This window comes from Streptomyces sp. NPDC053560 (assembly GCF_044544605.1).
Classification (GTDB): domain Bacteria; phylum Actinomycetota; class Actinomycetes; order Streptomycetales; family Streptomycetaceae; genus Streptomyces.
On sequence record NZ_JBITXI010000010.1, the window covers coordinates 150757 to 168734 of the forward strand.

Consider the following 17978-nt stretch of genomic DNA (forward strand, 5'->3'; position numbering starts at 1 on the left):
TGACAACGACGGGGGGCAAGTGATGTCCAGGGAGCCGGACGGGCTCGCGGAGCTGCTGCCCCAGTGGCACCGACTGCGGGACGCGGAGAACGGCGAGCCCCTGCGGGCGCTGCTCGCCGTCATCGCCGAGCAGGTCGACCTCGTACGCGACGGGGTCGAGCAGCAGTACGACGACTGGTTCGTGGAGACGGCGGCGGAGTGGGTGCTGCCGTACCTGGGCGACCTGGTCGGCTACAAGCCGCTGCCCGGATACGAGCGGGTGCTGGCCACCGGCCTGAAGGACAGCGGACTGCCGGACTCCTCGCGGCGGCGGCTGGCCGAGGCGCTGGCCCCGCGCCGCGACGTGGCGGCCACGGTCGCCAACCGCCGCCGCAAGGGCACCCTCGCGCTGCTGGAGGAGCTGTCCGCCGAGGTCGCGAACTGGCCCGCGCGGGCCGTTGAGTTCTCCCGGCTGGTCTCGCACGGCCAGCCGGTGAAGCTGTACGGCTCGGGCACCGCGGCGGTCAACGCACGGCGGGCCGCGCGCGGCCGGTCGGTGGACGTACGGGACTCCTCCGCGCTGGACCTGGCGGGCGGCCCCTTCGGGGCTGTCGCGCGCTCGGCGGACGTCCGCCGGGCCGACTCGCGGCGCCGCCAGGGCGGCCTCTCCCCCGCCGGGGTGGGCCTGTACGTGTGGCGGCTGAAGCCCTACTCGGTGACGCGGGCGCCCGCGTACTGCATCGACCGGGCCCGCAACCTCTACACCTTCTCGATCCTCGGCAACGACACACCGCTGGTCACCAAGCCCGAGCCGGAGCCGTCGGCCACCCACATCGCGACGATCGACAACGTCCCGGCGTACGTCCGGCGGCGCCAGCTGCACGACCGGCTCGCGGACTACTACGGGCCCGGCAAGTCCTTCACGATCTGGCGGGACGGGCAGCGCGAGCCGGTCGACCCGTCCGACATCGTCGTCGCCGACCTCAGCGACTGGCGCTACCGGCCCAAGCGCGGGCAGGTCGCGGTCGACCCGGAGCTGGGCCGCATCGCCTTCGGCTCGCGCTCGGCGCCGCGCCAGGGCGTGTGGGTCACGTACCACTACGCCTTCGCGGACGACCTGGGCGGCGGCGAGTACCTGCGCGAGCGGGAGACCCCGGCGGGCGCGGCCGTGTACCGGGTCGGCCCCGGCCAGACGTACCAGCGGATCATGGACGCGTACGGGGACTGGCAGAACGACCGGCGGGCCGGACGCTGCGGCCCCGACGGCATCATCGAGATCACCCACAGCGGCGCCTACCAGGAACAGCTGGACTTCGACCTGGACCCGGGCGACCGGCTGGAGGTGCGCGCGGCGGAGGGCACCCGGCCGGTGATCCGGCTGCTGGACTGGTACAGCAACCGGCCCGACGCGCTGAACATCCGCGCCCACGAGGAGGACTGCGAGCCGGGCGACGCACGCGGCCCCGCACCCCGCATCGTGCTCGACGGACTGCTGATCACCGGCCGCGGAATCAACGTCCAGGGCCCGGTCGGCGCACTGGCGCTGCGGCACTGCACGCTCGTCCCCGGCTGGTCGCTGGAGCCGGAGTGCCACCCGCACTCCCCCGAGGAGCCCAGCCTCGTACTGGACCGCACGACCGCGTGCGTGGAGATCGACCGGACGATCCTCGGCACCATCGAGGTCATCGGCGACGAGGTCTCCACCGACCCGCTGCCGATCCACATCCGGGACAGCATCCTGGACGCCACCGGCCACGACCGCGAGGCGCTCTCCGCGCCGGACTGCCGGCACGCGCACGCGGTGCTGCACGCGCACCGCACGACGGTGATCGGCGAGGTCCACGTACACGCCGTGCAGCTCGCCGAGAACTCGCTGTTCACCGGGAAGCTGCACGTCGCCCGGCGCCAGCTCGGCTGCCTCCGGTACTCCTGCATACCGCCCGGCTCACGCACCCCGCGCCGCTACCGCTGCCTGCCGGACCTGGTCGGCGCCGAACAGGCCGGTGCCGTACGGCCGGTCTTCCGCAGCGAGCGGTACGGCACGCCCGCTTACGGGCAGCTGACCGCGCCGGACGCGCACGGCCCGGCGGGCGAGGGCTGCCGGCGGGCCGCGGAGGACGGTGCCGAACCGGGCGCCTTCCACGACCTGTACCAGCCGCAGCGCGAGGACAGCCTGCGGGCGCGGCTCGCGGAGTACACACCGGCCGGAACGGATGCGGGGATCTTCTTCGTGACCTGATGCCGCCACGGGGCGCCGACGGGAAGCGCCCGCCCACGACCTACCGCCACGAGCTTCATCACGAGCTTCATCACGAGGGGGAACCCTTCCCATGCACGCTGATCTCTCCCGCATCACCTTCCGGCCGGACGCCCGCTACTCCGCGGTCCTCGCCCAGCAGGGCCGCGTCCAGCTGGACGCGGACACCAACGAGCAGACCGCGATCCAGCTCTACCAGGCCCGGGTGACCGCCACCGACCTGATCGGGCAGCACGGCGGCCCGGCCGCCGACGCCGGCTTCAGGATCGACATGACTGGCGGCAGCCGCGAGCTGGACGACCTCTCCATCAGCCCGGGCCGCTACTACGTCGACGGCATCCTCGTCGAGTCCTACCGCCCGCAGCCGGGCGTCCCGGTGCCGGAACCGGCCGACGCCGGCGCCAAGGACGACGAGAAGGACGGCGAGGGCGCGGCCGCCGAGCCGCCCGCCACCTGGACGTACTGGGACCAGCCCGACGCCTACCGGGACGCGGAGCGCCCCGAGGACCGGCTGCCCACCCAGTTCCCGTACCTGGCCTACCTGAAGGTGTGGGAGCGCACGGTCACCGCGACCGAGGACCCGGCGCTGCGCGAGGTCGCGCTCGGCGCTGCGCTGCCGGACACCGCGGCCCGCCTGAAGGTCGTCTGGCAGGTGCTGCCGCTGCCCGGCGGCGAGCTGGAGATCGAGGGCGACGACAGCAAGAAGGACCCGGTGCGCAAGGCCTTCCAGAAGTGGGTGGCCGAGCAGCGCAGGGCCACCGCGCGAATCGCCGTGCGCAGCGAGCGCCCCGACCACGCCGACGACGACCCGTGCCTGGTCAAGCCGGACGCCCGCTACCGCGGTCCGGAGAACCAGCTGTACCGGGTGGAGATCCACGACGGCGGCGCCGCCAAGGACGCCACCTTCAAGTGGTCCCGCGAGAACGGCTCGGTGACCTTCCCGGTCGACGGCCTGGACGGCACCTGGGTCGAGCTGGCCACGCTGGGCCACGACGACAAGCTGGACCTGGACGTCGGCGACCGGGTGGAGTTCGTGGACTCCGCGGTCGCCAGCCGGCTGGAGGCCCACCCGCTGCTGCGCGTCGAGGAGCTGGACCTGCCCGGGCGCCGGGTACGGCTGTCGGAGGAGCCCGCGCAGCACGTCGGGCGGCGGCCCGAACTCCACCCGTACCTGCGCCGCTGGGACCAGCGCGAGGGCGGCCGGGCGCAGGAGCGGCAGACGAAGAAGGGCGCGGCCGGGCAGCTCAAGAACGGTGCGGTGCGCGTCGAGGAGGGCGCGTGGCTGCCGCTGGAGGACGGCGTGGAGGTGTACTTCGCGGCCGGCGGCACCTACCGCAGCGGTGACTTCTGGCTGGTCCCGGCCCGTACCGCCACCGGCAACGTGGAGTGGCCGACGGACGCCGCGCGCCGCCCGCTGCTCCAGGCGCCGCTCGGCCCGCAGGTGCACTACGCGCCGCTGGGCTGGGTGATGGGCGAGAAGACCGTCTCCGACCTGCGGCTGGCGTTCAAGCCGCTGGCCGGGGAGATCGCCGCGGCCAGCGACGAGGAACTGGCCGCCGAGGAGGAGGCGCGGGCCGCCGACGCCGCGGCCGAGGCGGAGAACGAGCCGGCCGACGTGGCCTCCGCGGGCCCGGCGCACGGCGCGGCGCTCCGCTCGCAGACGACGGCCGAGGCGGAGTCCCTGACGGAGGAGTGACACCGCCGGGGTGGCGCCACGGGGAGCGCGCCATCGCGTACGTACTGGGCGGCGCGCGGGTGATCCCGCGCGCCGCCGACCGGGGGACCGGCCCGCGCGGCCGGGTCGAGGAAGGAGCACGACGATGGCGAAGCCGCTGAGCGCGTCACGCCTGGTGAAAGCCCTCAAGGACGAGGGCCTGACCGTCCACGAAGTCCGCAACTGGCGCAAGCACAACAGAAACAGCAAGGGCCCGTGGGGCCCGCTGAACGGCGTGATGATCCATCACACCGTCACCAAGGGCACCGACAGCTCGGTCAGCCTCTGCTACGAGGGCCGCTCCGATCTGCCGGGGCCGCTGTGCCACGGCGTCATCGACAAGAAGGGCGAGGTGTGGCTGGTCGGCAACGGCCGCGCCAACCACGCCGGGCTCGGCGACTCCGACGTGCTGCGCGCCGTGGTCAACGAGTCGAAGCTGCCGCACGACAACGCGGCCAACACCGACGGCAACCGGCACTTCTACGGCTTCGAGTGCATCAACCTCGGCGACGGCGAGGACCCCTGGCCCGAGGAGCAGAAGCTCGCCATCGAGAAGGTGTCCGCGGCGATCTGCCGGGCGCACGGCTGGAACGAGAAGTCCGTCATCGGCCACAACGAGTGGCAGCCCGGCAAGACGGACCCGCGCGGCTTCACCATGGGCAGCATGCGGTCCCGCATCAAGAAGCGGCTCGCGGGCAAGCCCGACGGCGGCAAGGACGACAAGCCGGCCCCGGAGAAGCCCGCACCGGAAAAGCCCGCGCCGGAGAAGCCGCGCCCCGGCACCCGGTACGAACGCTTCCCCGGCAGCGGCTTCTTCCAGGCCGGCGCGCGCAGCCCGGTCATCACGGCCATGGGCAAGCGGCTGGTCGCCGAGGGGTGCTCGCGCTACGAGGAGGGGCCCGGCCCGTACTGGACGGAGGCCGACCGCCAGTCCTACGCCGCCTGGCAGCGCAAGCTCGGCTTCTCGGGCAAGGACGCGGACGGTATCCCGGGGAAGGTGAGCTGGGATCGGTTGAAGGTGCCTCGGTCGTAGGGGTACTCCGGCCGTGGGAGGTACCCACGTCGTAGGAGGTACCTACGTCGTAGGAGGTGCCGAGGTCGTCGGAGGTAGGCGGCGGCGATCGCGGTGAAGCGCTGCCGGGACCACTTCGGCTGCTGCGCCGCACCGGCCCCGGACATACGGACGCCGCCGGGCTCCCCCTCCCCAAAGGGGGTGCCCGGCGGCGTTTTCCGTTCCGGTTCAAGTGGCCGCTCACGTCACGGACGTGGCGCGTCCGTTCCGGTGTCCGTACGAACGGCGTCCCCACAACGCCGTCCCGCGGACGCGCGGCCCCTCGCGGTACCGGTACCGCTCCGGCTCACGCCGGAAATCGGGGTGTTCAGCCCGCCAGGCCCGGCAGCACCGGCAGGGCGGGGATGTTGGCCGGGCTGGTCAGGTCGCCCTGGGCCACGTCGACGGGGATGACGCGCTGCACACCGGCGACGGCGTTGCCCGCGGTCTCCTGGCCGTCGGCGGCCACGGTGGTCGCCAGGCCCTGCGCGAACGGCACGGCGTCGGTGGCGACACCCTGCGCGAACGGGGTGGCGTCAGCGGCCACGCCCTGGGCGAAGGGGACAGCGGTGGCGGCGGTGCCCTGGGTCAGGTTCTGCGCACCGGCGACGGTGCCCTGCGCGAACGGGACCGCACCGGCGGCCGCGCCCTGCGCGAAGCCCCGCGCGTCGGTCAGCGTGCCCTGTGCGAACGGCACGGCGTCGGCGGTCGCGCCCTCGGCGAACGCCTGGGTGCCGGCGACCGTGTCCTGCGCGAACGGGGTGGCCTGGCCGGCCGCGTCACCGGCGAGCAGGCCCACGCCGCCCACCGCGTCCTGGGCGACCGGGACGACCTTGCCGACGGCACGCTGGGCGACCGGCGGCAGCGCGTCGGCGGCGGCCTGGTCGACGACCGGGCGAGCGGTGGCCAGGGCGCCCTGGGCCGGGTTGGTCAGCGTGCCGGGACGCAGGTCGCTGTTGGCGGCGGTGCCGACGACCCGGTCAACGGCACCGGACGCGTCGGGCAGCTGCGGCGCGGCGGGGAGCTCGGCGGGCAGGTCGGTGGGGAGCTGGCCGGTGGGCAGATCGGCCGGAAGCTTGTCGGTCGAGAGGCCGGCGGGCAGGTCGGTGGGCAGGTCCGCGGGGAGCTGGTCGGTCGGCAGGCCGCTGGGCAGCTCGGCCGCGGGGACCTCGACCGGGAGGCTGCGCAGGTCGAGGGCGGGCACGCCCTCGACGGGCAGGAACGGCACGACGGGCAGACGGCCCGCGGCGGTGTCCTGAACCTGGCCGACGGTGCCCTCGGCGGTCTTCGCCACCTTGCCGACGGTCCTGGTGGCCTTGCCGGCGGTCTTGGTGACCTTGCCGGCGCCCTTGGCGGTCTTGGTGACCTTGTTCAGGTCGGCCTTCTTCTGCACGCCGTTCACGGTGCCGGTCACGTCGCCGAGGCCGTCGGTGGGCAGCGCGTCGCCGGTCAGGCCGTCGGTCAGGCCACCGGTGGCGGGCAGGCCGTCCATGGTGTGCACGTCGCCGCCGCCGAGCGCGCCGGTCACCTTGCCGACCGTGCCGCCCACGGTCTTCCCGACGGTGCCGGTCGCCCCGTCGGCGGTCTTCTGGACCGTGCCGGTCAGCTCGCCGGCCGGAAGGTTCTTCTGCACGGCGCCGGTCAGGGCGCCGGTGTCGGGAGCGTCGACGGGCAGCTCGGCGGCGCTGGCGCCGGTGGCCCCCAGGGCCAGCAGACCGGTGGCGGCAGCGGCGACGACGATGGAACGGCGGATGTTCTTGCGCATGGTGGCGATGAGCCCTTCGGATTCCAGGGATGTGTCGGGCAGACCTGTCCCGCCCCCGCGCGGCAGGTCTTGAGGAGCTGACGGCCGTCGGATCCCTGCGCTCGCCGTACGTCGGCGAAGGCGCGTATGCGGTGGGAATCCGGCGGGAGGTCTGCCCTAACCCGGGAATTCGAGGATGTCGGTGCTGCGCTCGCGGGTCGGCGCACCGCCCGCGGCCCGTACGCCACCGGGCACCAGCCCGAAGTGCGGCTGTCCGCCCGGCAGGACCGCGTGCTGGTCCCCGCTCCGGGGGCCGTTGCCGTCCCCGGTGGTGTGCGAGGCCGGCGCGGCCGGTCCCTGCGGGAGCTGGCCGGGCAGTCCGCCGCGGCCGTGTCCGTCGCCGGCGTCACCGGAGGTGGCACGCGCGGCCGTACGGTCCTGACCGGCGGCGTCCCCGGAGGGGCTCGTCAGCCGGTCGTCGCCGGTACGGTCCGTGCCGCACCGCTCGGGCGCGGCCATGTGCTGCCGACCGCCGTCCCGTACGTCACCGTGGTGCGCCTGCTCGCCGCCACTGCGGTCCTGACCGGCGATGTCGCCGGGCAGCCGGACCGGGAGGCCGGTCGCGTGACCCACGCCGCTGACGACGTCGTGCACCGGAGCGGTGACCGGGTCAGTGACGGGCTTCAGACGCTCCGCGAGCGGGCGTACGGTCTCGCCGAGCCGCTCCTCGGACGCCTGCGCGCCCTCGGAGAGCCGCGCACCGGCCTGCTGCGCGACACCCGCCTCCGGCTCCGCGGCCGCCTCGCCGGCGTCCCGCCCCAGCGCATCCCCCGAGCCGACGAGCGGCGAACGCCCGTCGGTGGAGGTGGCGGTGGCGGTCGACCCGGTGGTGACGGCGGTGCCGGTGCTGTCGGTGGTGCCGGTGGCCTTCGTGAAGGCGCCCTGCGTCTGCTCGGTACCGCTGTCCGCCGCGTGGGCGGTGCCGCCGCCGAACGCGACGGCGAGGGCGACGAACCCGACGAGGAAGAGCCCGGTCAGCAGCGCACGCCGCACGGCCACGGTGCGCGACAGGCGCACAACGGCAGGCAGAGCGAGCACAGCGGACAAGAGGGACCTTCCCGGAAGGACGGCGACCGGGACCAGGGCGTCAGGCACCCCGGATCAACCGGCACGTCGCGGGTGATCGAGCGATGCACCGATCCTTGCACGACCAGCCAGGGGCCGCGCAAGTCCCCTGTGCCACCTGTCACCGTTACTCCGCCATGTCCGGTATCGACAGTGGCGAAAGGGTGTACGACCTGCGAACACGCCGGTGTGCCGGGGGAAGTGGGCGGCCGGTGGAGGATTCCGGTTCCGGTACGGCCGACGAATCCGGTCTCCGGTACGGCCTCGTCGTCGTGGACGGTGGTGTTGTCGTCATGGACGGTGACTGTCGTCGTCGGCGAGCGTCGTTCGGGCCGTTCGGATCGTTCGGGTTGTTCGCGTCGTTCGGGCCGCTCGGACAGATCGGGCCGTCACGCCGTCGTGTCGGGCAACGGCAGCGGCCGCTTCTCCAGCGCGGCCGCCATCACCTCCGGGAAGAGGTCGGGCGTACAGGCGAACGCCGGTGCCCCCAGCGCTCCCAGAGCCGCCGCATGCTCCCGGTCGTACGCGGGCGCGCCCTCGTCCGACAGCGCCAGCAGCGTCACGAACTGCACACCGGACGCCTTCATGGCGGCCACCCGCTTGAGCATCTCGTGCCGTATCCCGCCCTCGTACAGGTCGCTGATCAGCACGACCACCGTCTCGGTGGGCCGGGTGATCCGCGACTGGCAGTACGCCAGCGCACGGTTGATGTCCGTGCCACCGCCCAGCTGCGTACCGAAGAGCACGTCCACCGGGTCCTCGATCTGGTCGGTGAGGTCCACGACCGAGGTGTCGAACACCACCAGCCTGGTGGCGAGCGACCGCATGGACGCGAGCACCGCGCCGAACACCGAGGCGTACACGACGGACGCCGCCATCGAACCGGATTGATCGATGCAGAGGATGACCTCCTTCTTGACCGACTGTGCTGCCCGCCCGTAACCGATCAGCCGTTCCGGCACGACCGTTCGGTACTCGGGGAGGTAATTCTTGAGATTCGCGCGGATGGTGCGGTCCCAGTCGATGTCGCGGGGGCGGGGCCGGCTGATGCGCGCCGACCGGTCCAGCGCGCCCGTCAGCGTGGCCCGCGTCCGGGTCGCCAGCCGCTTCTCCAGCTGCTCGACGACCTGCCGTACGACCGCCCGTGCGGTCTCCTTCGTCGTCTCGGGCATGGCCTTGTGCAGCGACAGCAACGTGCCGACCAGATGCACGTCGGCCTCCACGGCCTCCAGCATCTCCGGCTCCAGCAGCAGCGCCGACAGGCCGAGCCGGTCGATCGCGTCACGCTGCATCACCTGGACGACGGAGGTGGGGAAGTAGCGCCGGATGTCGCCGAGCCAGCGCGCCACGGCGGGCGCGGAACCGCCCAGCCCCGCCGACCGCACCCCGCCCTTCCGGCCGTCGCGCCCACCCGGGCCGCCCGGCCCGCCGGCGCCGGGCCCTTCGCCGTACAGCGCCCCGAGCGCGCCGTCCATCGCGGCGTCCCGCCCACGCAGTTCGCACCCGGTCCCGTCGCCCTCTCCCCCGCCGAGCACCAGCCGCCAGCGCCGCATGCGCTCCTCGGCCGCCCCGCTACCGGCCGCCGTCTCCACCGTCGTCATCCCTTCTCCCCCTTCGCTGTGGTGACGCCTTTCGCTGTGGCAGTGCCCTTCGCCGCAGTGGTGAGGCGGCGGGCTGCACCGCTGGCGGGCCGGCCCAGCAGGGCGTGCAAGGTCGGCAGGACGGCCGCGGCGCGGTCGCGGTCCAGGCCGGGGCCGAAACCGGGGGCCGCCGCTTCCTCGCCGGTGCCGGCCGCGCCACGACCGGCCGCCGTGCCGCCGCCCGGCGCTCCCGGGGCGGCCGGCCCGCGCCGGGCCAGTTCCCCGAGCGTGCGCCGCACCCCCGGCTCGAACTGCGAGAACGTCCGGCGCAGCAACGGCAGTACGTCCGTGAACGCCTCCCCCGGCACCCGCGTCAGCCAGTCGTCCACCAGCCCGAGCAGCCGCTCGTCGTGGATCAGCAGCATTCCCCCGCCCGCACCGCCCCCGACGAACCCCTCGATCCAGGCCGCGGCGTCCGCCGGCGGCACCCCGGGCGAGAGCGCGAGCCCCATGAGCCGCCCGGCCCCGCCACCCTCCGCGGCATGGCCGCGGCTGCCCTTCCCCGCCCCCTCGCGTTCGTCCGGTCCGGTTTCGTCCGTCTCGGTCTCGCTCGGCTCGGCTTCGCCCGATTCGATTTCGCCCGGTCCGACTCCGCCCGGTCCGACTTCGCCCGGTCCGACTTCGCCCGGTCCCACTTCGTCCGGTTCGACTTCGTCCAGCGCACCGTCGTCGACGAGCATGCGCGCCGCGCGTCCTCGAATGAGCCCCGGTATCGCCTCCCGCTCCGCCAGTACGCGCAGTACGTCGGTCCACCGTTCCCGCAGGCCCGAAAGGCCGTCGGGCGAAGCCGGCGCGGCCTCCGGGCTTTCCCCCGCGCCTGCGCCGCGTTCCGTGTGGGACAGCAGCGCCACGGCCTGTTGCGTGGCGTCGAGATGTGTACGCATCTCCGCCGCGCCTTCCGCGTCCAGCGAGGCGCAGGCCGGCGGCAGGCCCACGAAGACCCGCTCGGCGAGGCCGACCGCGACCTCGCGCAGCGCCGCCGCGTCCGTACCGCGCACGTCGCCGTACCGCACCGACCGCACCAGCGCGGGCAGCGCCTGGGCGAGGTGACCGACATCGGCGTCGAGCGCGGCCCGGTCGGCCAGCACCCGCATCACCACCGGCAGCGCGTCCGGCAGTTCGGCGAGCAGGCAGCGCTCGGCCAGCGCCGTGACCCCGGCGAGCGCGTCGGCGTCCGTGGCGTCGGAGGCCGCCCGGGCCGTGGCGGCGGCGAGCACGGTCGTGCCCCAGATGCCCGCCTCCGCGACCCGCACCGACAGCTCCGGCTCCCAGCGCAGCCGCCAGGTCTCCCGGAACGTGCCCGTACTCGCCCGCGAATCGGCGGGCGCCCCCCACGGGATGTCCAGCAGCCGCAGCCGGTGCAGCAGGCGGCTGCGCGCGGCGTCGGTCTCCTTGCGCAGGTCGAGCTCCAGTTCCCGGTCCTTCGCCTCCGGCTTGAGGCGCAGGGAACGCTGGAGGCGGGCGATGTCCCGCTGGAGCGGCACGGCGGGGGCGGCCTGCGGCACCTCGCCGAGCACATCGCCGACCACCAGGCGGTCGTGGATCAGCGAGGCGGGCACGTCCGAGCCGTCACTCATCACGGCACGCACCGCGTCCTCGGCCTCGGTGAGCCCGGCGAGCGGGCGCCCGCGCATCGCCGCGAGCGACTCGGCGAGCCGCACCGCCTCGATGACGTGGGCGGTGGAGACCGGGTAGTCCTCCTCCCGGAGCAGGCCCGCGACCTTGGTCAGCCAGCGCTCCATGGGGCGGTCGGGGCTGGCGAAGAGGTGGCCGTACCAGCCGGGCGACGCGATCCCGGCTCCGTACCCGCTGTTCCGCGACAGCCTGCGGTGCGTCCAGGGCACCCAGGTGACCGACACCTTCGCCTTCGGCAGGCCCTTGAGGACGGCCCGGTCGGCGGTGACGGTCGTACGACGGGTGAGCGCCGGTACGTGCCACGCACCGCAGACGACCGCGACGTCGTCCCCGAACTCCCGCCGTGCGTCCCGCAGTCGGAGCCGCATATGGGCTTCGCGCACGGCGTCGCGGGAGTCCGCGCCCTCCTCGTACCCTTCCCGCAGCGCCCCCATGGCCTCGGCCAGCGCCTCGAACGGCGCCAGGGCGTCACCGGCATCGCCGGGGCTGTCGCCGCCGCCCGTGCCGCGGTGCTCGACCACGTCCTCCCACCAGCGCTCCGCGTCGTCGTACCCGGCCGCCTCCGCAAGCACCCCGATCGGATCGACCCGAGCGTCCACCCGGGCGTCCACCCGCGGGTCGCCGCCCACCTCCCGGTCGCCTTCTCGGCCGGGCTCTCCGGCCGCTCCCTCTCCCGCTCCCTCCCCCGCTTCCGGCCCCGCTCCCGCCCCCGCTTCCGTCTCCGCGAGGGAGTGCGCCGCCGGGAGGTCGATGAAGCGCACCGGGATGCCGCGTCGCAGCGCCCACTGGAGCGCCACCCACTCCGGGGAGAACTCCGCCAGCGGCCAGAACGCGGCGCGCCCCGGGTCGTCGATCACATGCGCGAGGAGCGCGACCGGCGGCCGCATCTCCTCGTCGGCGGCCAGCGCCACCAGCGCGTCCGCCTCCGGCGGCCCCTCGATGAGCAGCGCCTTCGGCTCGCACTGCGCCAGGGCGGCGCCGACCGCGCGGGCCGAGCCGGGCCCGTGGTGCCGCACTCCGAGCAGCCACGGACCGTCCGCGCGGCGCTCCCCCGTGCCGTGTTCCGTCATGCGCTCACCTCCCGGCAGGCGCGGTAGAAGTCCTTCCAGCCGTCGCGCTCGCGGACGACCGACTCCAGGTACTCCTGCCAGATGACGCGGTCGGCCGACGGATCGCGGACAACAGCCCCGAGGATGCCCGCGGCCACGTCAGCCGGCCGCAGCACGCCGTCCCCGAAGTGCGTCGCCAGAGCCAGTCCGTTGGTGACGACGGAGATCGCCTCGGCCGTGGAGAGCGTCCCGGACGGCGACTTGAGCTTCGTCCGCCCGTCCGCCGTCAGGCCGTCCCGCAGCTCGCGGAAGACCGTGACCACCCGGCGGATCTCGTCCATGCCGTCCGGCGCCGCGGGCAGGTCCAGCGAGCGGCCGATCTGCTCGACACGGCGCGTGACGATGTCCACCTCGTCCTCCGGCGTGGCCGGCAGCGGCAGCACGACGGTGTTGAAGCGACGGCGCAGCGCGCTGGAGAGTTCGTTCACCCCGCGGTCGCGGTCGTTGGCGGTGGCGATGAGGTTGAAGCCGCGTACGGCCTGCACCTCCTGGCCCAACTCCGGTATGGGCAGCGTCTTCTCCGACAGCACGGTGATCAGCGTGTCCTGCACGTCGGCCGGGATCCGCGTCAGCTCCTCGACCCGCGCGGTCATGCCCTCCGCCATCGCCCGCATCACGGGGCTCGGCACCAGCGCGTCCCGGCTGGGGCCGTGCGCGAGCAGCTGCGCGTAGTTCCAGCCGTACCGGATCGCCTCCTCCGGCGTCCCGGCCGTGCCCTGGACCAGGAGCGTGGAGTCGCCGCTGACCGCCGCGGCGAGATGCTCCGACACCCATGTCTTGGCCGTGCCGGGAACGCCGAGGAGCAGCAGCGCACGGTCGGTCGCGAGGGTGGTGACGGCCACCTCGACGATGCGGCGCGGGCCGACGTACTTGGGCGTGATGACCGTCCCGTCGGCGAGCGTGCCGCCGAGCAGATACGTGGCCACCGCCCACGGCGAGAGGCGCCAGCGCGCGGGCCGCGGCCGGTCGTCCGCGGCCGCCAGCGCGGACAGTTCATTTGCGAATGCATCTTCTGCATGCGGCCGGATGACCGCTCCGGAACCCTCCGCCGACCCGGCCTCCGCCGCCGGCCCGCGACCGCCGCCCGCGCCGTTCTCCGTCATCGCGTAAGACATGACTCCCCCTCGTCCCAGGCCGTTCGGCCCGCACCCCGCAACCCGCGGGCCGCTTGCGGATTCCAGACTGCACCATGCCACTGACAATCGGCCTTGGCGTGACAAACATGCAGGTCAGAGCGATTGTCAGTGGCTGGGTCTAGCGTTTTCACCATGCTGGGAACGGACGGGGAACAGACCCCGAAACCCCGAGCGCAGGGGGAACGCTGGACGACCGAACAGGTGCTGGCGGTGGCGCCCGACGCGGCGTCGTGCAAGGCCGGCGGAATGCTCGCGACACCCGGCCCGTGGTCGGGGACGGGCGCGGGCGACGGAGCGGTATGGGGCGTGTGCAAAGGGAGCGGAGGCGCTCCGTACCGCACGATGACGGACACGACGGGACCTGCCTTCAAGTGCAGCTGCCCGAGCCGGAAGTTCCCCTGCAAGCACGCGCTGGGGCTGCTGTTGCTGTGGGCGGGGGAAGACGGTTCCGAGGGGGGTGCCGAGGCGGTGGTGCCGGCCGGTGAGCCGCCGCAGTGGGTGGCCGAGTGGCTGTCCGGGCGACGCGAGCACCGCGAGGACCGGCCGGGCAAGGGGGACAAGGACGGGGGCAAGGGCGACAAGGGGGGCAAGGGCCTCGCCGACCCGGCGGCGGCACGCCGGCGGTCGGAACGCCGGGCGCAGCGAATCGGCTCGGGCGCCGAGGAGTTGGAGCGCAGGCTCGCGGATCTGCTGCGGTCGGGTCTGGCCGCGGCGGACCGTGCGGGGTACGGCAGCTGGGACGAGACGGCTGCCCGGATGGTCGACGCACAGGCACCCGGGCTGGCTGCCCGGGTGCGGGAGTTGGGCTCCATACCGGGTTCCGGTGCCGACTGGCCGTCCCGGCTGCTGGAGGAATGCGCGCTGCTCCACCTCCTCGACGAGGGGTTCCTTGGTATCGAGCGGCTTCCGGAGCCGCTGGCGGCCACGGTCCGCTCACGAGTGGGGCTACCGGCCGATGTGCCCGGTGCCGGTGCGGCAGTAGACGCTCCGGACGGTTCCGCCGAGGGCTCTGGGGGCGAGGGTTCTCGGGAGCGGACGGTCCGGGACCGATGGCTCGTGCTGGCGCAGCAGGATCGCGAGGAAGGCCCGCAGGGGAAGTTGACCACGCGGCGGATATGGATGAGGGGCGAGCGGACGGGCCGGATGGCACTGCATCTGTCCTTCGCCGGCCCGGGGCGGGCGCACGAACTCGCCCTCCCGCCAGGGCTCGTCCTGGACGCCGACCTGACCTACCACCCCGGCGCCCGCCCGCTGCGCGTCACCCTGGGCGAGCGGTACGCGCCGGCCGTGCCGGGAGGCGTTCCGGCCGGGTGCGGCACGGACGCCGCGCTCTCCGCGTACGGGGACGCACTGCGCGACGACCCGTGGCTGGACTCGTGGCCGGTGGTGCTCGCCGACGTCGTACCGATACCGGCCCGGCCGCCGGCACCAGGGCAGCCGGGCGCCGGCTGGCAACTGGCCGACGTGGACGGCGAGTCGGCGCTGCCGGTGGACCCGCGCTGCGCGGGCGGCCCGGGGCTGTGGCAGCTCACGTCGATATCCGGCGGCGGCCCCGTCACCGTATTCGGCGAGTGCGGCCACCGCGGCTTCGTCCCACTGACGACCTGGGACCCGGCCCCGGTGGCGCTCTGAAGGACAACGGGGGAAGCGGCGCGCCGGCCGGGGGAAACGGGGGGATGTCGGCGCGCCGCCGGTCAGCGGGGGGATCGGGGGAACGGGGTGCCGCCGCCGGCCGGAGGGGGGCCGGCGGCGGCCCGCGACAGGGGATGCGAGCGGAGGGGCCTCGCCCCTCAGGCGGTCGGCACGGTCGGGCCCCTCAGGCAGTCGACCAGGCAGCAGGAAGACGGACAACGGGAGGGGTTCGGAAGCCGTGAGTGGTGTGAGAGGGACACATGGGAGCACCGCTCCCTGGGGGGATCTGGTGAGTGCCGCGTTGCTCGGGACGGACCGGCGTACGCCGGACGTGCCGGTGCGCGCAGGTCAGGAGGCGGCTGCCGCGCTGCTGGACGCGGCGGCGGTGAGCACCGTACGGCGGCGGGCCGGGCTGCGCCCCGCGCCCGCGGCGGAGCGCCCCGCCCCGGCCCCGCCGGACCCCCGGCCCGAACTGCCGGACGCGGCGCGGCGGAGGCTCGCGCTGCTGCTGGCCGACCGGGGCGGGCACACCGGCAACCGGCGTGGCGCGGCCCCCGACCTGACGGAACTGCTGCCGCAGTGGCTCGCGGCAGCCGGGGAGCGGGGGTACCGCGCGCCTGCCGCGCTGCTGCCCGCACTGCTGGACGCGGCGCGGGCGCGTACGGACCTGCGGCCCGCCGCGCTCGCGCTGGCCGGGCCGCGCGCGCTGTGGCTGGCGCGGCTGAATGACGACTGGAAGTTCGCGCTGCGCGGCATCGGCGGGGCGGCGGCGATCCCGGCCCGCGGGGATCAGGAGGCCGGTCGCCGTCTTTGGGAGGAGGGGCTGTTCGCGGAGCGGGTGGCGCTGCTGTCGGCGGCCCGGCGCCTGGATCCGGCGGCGGGGCTGGAGCTGCTCGCGAGTACGTGGTCCACCGAACGGGCCGAGGACCGGCTGATGTTCCTGGATTCGCTCCGGGAGGGCCTGTCGGCGGCGGACGAGCCGTTCCTGGAGAGGGCGCTCTCCGACCGCAGCCGGAATGTCCGGGCCACGGCGGCGGAGCTGCTGTCCGCACTCCCCGGCTCCGCCCTGGCCACCCGTATGGCGGCCCGCGCGACGGCCTGCCTGCGGCTAGAGGCGGCGGAGGACGAGGAGGGCGGCCCGGTCGTCGTGGTGGAGGCGCCGAGGAGCTGCGACGCGGGGATGGAGCGGGACGGGGTGGTGGCCAAGGCTCCGGCCGGTCGGGGTGAACGCGCCTGGTGGCTGGCCCAGTTGCTGGAGTCGGCGCCGCTGGGCGCCTGGTCCGGGCAGCTGGGCGGTCGAGGCCCGGCGGAGATCGTCGCCCTGCCGGTGGCCGAGGGGCGGCGTACGGAGGTGCACGACGCCTGGTGCCGCGCGGCGGTGCGCCAGCGCGACACCGCCTGGGCGCGGGCGCTCCTGGGCCCGCCGTCAGCTGCGGCCGACCTGCTCTCCTCGATACCGGGCGCCGCGCCCATGAACGCCGGCCCCTCCGCCACGGAGGCCGGATCGTCGCGCGACACCGCGAAGCTGCTCGGGGTGCTGCCGGAGGGGGAACGCGCTTCGTGGGTCGCGGAGTTCATCGCGTCGCACGGGCTGTCCGACGCGTTCCGGCTGCTGGGGGTGTGTGCCGTGCCGTGGACGGAGCCGCTCGGTACGGCGGTGGTGGACGCCCTGGACATCGCGCGGGACGCCGGGAGTTACCCGTGGAGTTTCAGCGGTGTGATGGGGCTGGCCGAACGGTGCCTGGACCCGGCCGCCGCCGACCGGCTCGACAAGCTCACGGCCCGGGGCGACGAGCCGGAGGACGGCTCGCCGGGCGCCGACGGCTACTGGTCCGAGGCCTTCCAGCGCCTCGTCGGCACCCTCCGGCTCCGCGCCACGATGCACGCCGAACTGGCCGGGCAGCCGACACCGGGCACAGGGCCCGCCCCGTGCGGGGCCGCCGCATCCGGGACAGCCCCATGAGCCCCGGAGCGACGTCACGAGCCCGGAGCGATGTCATGAGCCCCGGGGCGGCGCCGGCCCTGCGGGCAGCCCGCCGGACGGCCGGCCGGACAGGCGAGCGGGCAACCCGCCGGACGGGCGACCGGGCGGTCGGCCGGGCCGCCGGACGGTCAGGCTGCCAGCTGGCGGACGTGGGTGTTGACCCAGTCGACGATGGAGGCCGTCGTGGCGCCGGGGGTGAAGATCTCGGCGACGCCCAGCTCCTTGAGCGGGGGGATGTCGGCCTCCGGGATGATGCCGCCGCCGAAGACCTTGATGTCCTCCGCGTCGCGCTCCTTGAGCAGTTCGATCACCTTCGCGAAGAGGGTGTTGTGCGCCCCCGAGAGGATCGAGAGGCCGATCGCGTCGGCGTCCTCCTGGATCGCGGTGTCGACGATCTGCTCCGGGGTCTGGTGGAGCCCGGTGTAGATGACCTCCATACCCGCGTCACGCAGCGCTCGTGCGATGACCTTGGCACCACGGTCATGGCCGTCGAGCCCCGGCTTGGCCACCACCACACGGATCGGACCGGTCACACCCATCACTGCCTCCAAGCCAAGCGCGGCACGTGCCTTGACCAGTGCCGTCGAGCCGACAACCGAATGAGCGGCCGCCCGGGCGGCCGCCAGCGTGAACGAACGTTATCGCCAGCATCGCGTACGGAGCCGTTTCGCGACATGGAGGGAGGGGGAAATCACACGTGGGACACGTTCGCCAAGCGCCGTACGCCTCACACCAACCGCCGCCGCGAGGCGGCGGGGGTGTCTGCGGACGACGCAGGGAGCCGCAGCAGGTCGTCGCACCGCCGCGTCGTGAGCCGCGCGGCACGGAGGTGCGCACTTCGGGTACGTACAGGCCCTGTGCACACGCACGGAGTGCGGGGAACTGGTATCGCGTCACGTACGCACACAACGCAGTACGGACGCAGGAGTAGCGGGGACACACGTCGGCGAGAGCGCCGGCGTCCCGTACCGG

11 protein-coding genes are annotated in these 17978 nt (G+C 74.4%); 5 read left to right on the forward strand and 6 right to left on the reverse strand.

Annotated features, from left to right (window positions below; genetic code table 11):
* Window positions 1-22 precede the first annotated feature (22 nt).
* The 3 genes from ACIGQF_RS24525 (at window position 23) to ACIGQF_RS24535 (ending at window position 4983) form a co-directional block, all read left to right on the forward strand.
* Window positions 23-2218, forward strand: a complete 2196-nt coding sequence (locus tag ACIGQF_RS24525) for a hypothetical protein (protein ID WP_399713960.1) — start codon at window positions 23-25, stop codon at window positions 2216-2218.
* Between the two features lie 91 nt (window positions 2219-2309).
* On the forward strand, window positions 2310-3932 hold the full coding sequence (locus ACIGQF_RS24530; protein WP_399713963.1) for a DUF6519 domain-containing protein: 1623 nt from the start codon (window positions 2310-2312) through the stop codon (window positions 3930-3932).
* Window positions 3933-4056: 124 nt separating this feature from the next.
* The gene (locus ACIGQF_RS24535) at window positions 4057-4983 is read left to right on the forward strand and encodes a peptidoglycan-binding protein (protein ID WP_399713965.1); all 927 of its coding nucleotides are present in this window, start codon (window positions 4057-4059) and stop codon (window positions 4981-4983) included.
* 346 nt (window positions 4984-5329) lie between these two features.
* Here the strand turns inward: ACIGQF_RS24535 and ACIGQF_RS24540 are convergent, their stop codons facing one another.
* The 5 genes from ACIGQF_RS24540 to ACIGQF_RS24560 form a co-directional block, all read right to left on the reverse strand.
* Window positions 5330-6766, reverse strand: a complete 1437-nt coding sequence (locus ACIGQF_RS24540; RefSeq protein WP_399713967.1) for a hypothetical protein — start codon at window positions 6764-6766, stop codon at window positions 5330-5332.
* Between the two features lie 156 nt (window positions 6767-6922).
* Complete coding sequence (locus ACIGQF_RS24545; protein WP_399713970.1) at window positions 6923-7804, reverse strand: hypothetical protein; 882 nt, start codon at window positions 7802-7804, stop codon at window positions 6923-6925.
* 455 nt (window positions 7805-8259) lie between these two features.
* On the reverse strand, window positions 8260-9471 hold the full coding sequence (locus ACIGQF_RS24550; protein WP_399713972.1) for a VWA domain-containing protein: 1212 nt from the start codon (window positions 9469-9471) through the stop codon (window positions 8260-8262).
* Window positions 9468-12215, reverse strand: coding sequence for a DUF5682 family protein (locus ACIGQF_RS24555; protein WP_399713975.1), 2748 nt, complete (start codon window positions 12213-12215; stop codon window positions 9468-9470). Before ACIGQF_RS24555 ends, ACIGQF_RS24550 begins: the two co-directional genes overlap by 4 nt.
* Window positions 12212-13357: an AAA family ATPase gene (locus ACIGQF_RS24560; RefSeq protein ID WP_399714424.1), complete on the reverse strand. Its 1146-nt coding sequence runs from the start codon at window positions 13355-13357 to the stop codon at window positions 12212-12214. Before ACIGQF_RS24560 ends, ACIGQF_RS24555 begins: the two co-directional genes overlap by 4 nt.
* 165 nt (window positions 13358-13522) lie before the next feature.
* Here ACIGQF_RS24560 and ACIGQF_RS24565 point away from each other — a divergent pair, with 165 nt between their 5' ends.
* Together ACIGQF_RS24565 and ACIGQF_RS24570 are read left to right on the forward strand one after the other, a co-directional pair.
* Complete coding sequence (locus tag ACIGQF_RS24565; RefSeq protein ID WP_399713977.1) at window positions 13523-15022, forward strand: SWIM zinc finger family protein; 1500 nt, start codon at window positions 13523-13525, stop codon at window positions 15020-15022.
* Between the two features lie 289 nt (window positions 15023-15311).
* Window positions 15312-16985 (forward strand): DUF5691 domain-containing protein, encoded by a 1674-nt coding sequence (locus tag ACIGQF_RS24570; RefSeq protein WP_399713979.1) that lies wholly within the window; start codon window positions 15312-15314, stop codon window positions 16983-16985.
* A 149-nt stretch (window positions 16986-17134) separates the two neighbouring features.
* On the opposite strand, the gene ACIGQF_RS24575 is transcribed toward ACIGQF_RS24570, so the two are convergent.
* Window positions 17135-17545 (reverse strand): cobalamin B12-binding domain-containing protein, encoded by a 411-nt coding sequence (locus tag ACIGQF_RS24575; protein ID WP_399713981.1) that lies wholly within the window; start codon window positions 17543-17545, stop codon window positions 17135-17137.
* Window positions 17546-17978 lie beyond the last annotated feature (433 nt).

Excerpts from the sequence above, each read along its gene's own strand:
- ACIGQF_RS24560 (WP_399714424.1), bottom strand. The coding sequence starts at position 13,357 with ATGACGGAGAACGGCGCGGGCGGCGGTCGCGGGCCGGCGGCGGAGGCC.
- ACIGQF_RS24540 (WP_399713967.1), bottom strand. The coding sequence starts at position 6,766 with ATGCGCAAGAACATCCGCCGTTCCATCGTCGTCGCCGCTGCCGCCACC.
- ACIGQF_RS24530 (WP_399713963.1), top strand. The coding sequence starts at position 2,310 with ATGCACGCTGATCTCTCCCGCATCACCTTCCGGCCGGACGCCCGCTAC.
- ACIGQF_RS24525 (WP_399713960.1), top strand. The coding sequence starts at position 23 with ATGTCCAGGGAGCCGGACGGGCTCGCGGAGCTGCTGCCCCAGTGGCAC.
- ACIGQF_RS24555 (WP_399713975.1), bottom strand. The coding sequence starts at position 12,215 with ATGACGGAACACGGCACGGGGGAGCGCCGCGCGGACGGTCCGTGGCTG.
- ACIGQF_RS24565 (WP_399713977.1), top strand. The coding sequence starts at position 13,523 with ATGCTGGGAACGGACGGGGAACAGACCCCGAAACCCCGAGCGCAGGGG.
- ACIGQF_RS24575 (WP_399713981.1), bottom strand. The coding sequence starts at position 17,545 with ATGGGTGTGACCGGTCCGATCCGTGTGGTGGTGGCCAAGCCGGGGCTC.
- ACIGQF_RS24535 (WP_399713965.1), top strand. The coding sequence starts at position 4,057 with ATGGCGAAGCCGCTGAGCGCGTCACGCCTGGTGAAAGCCCTCAAGGAC.
- ACIGQF_RS24550 (WP_399713972.1), bottom strand. The coding sequence starts at position 9,471 with ATGACGACGGTGGAGACGGCGGCCGGTAGCGGGGCGGCCGAGGAGCGC.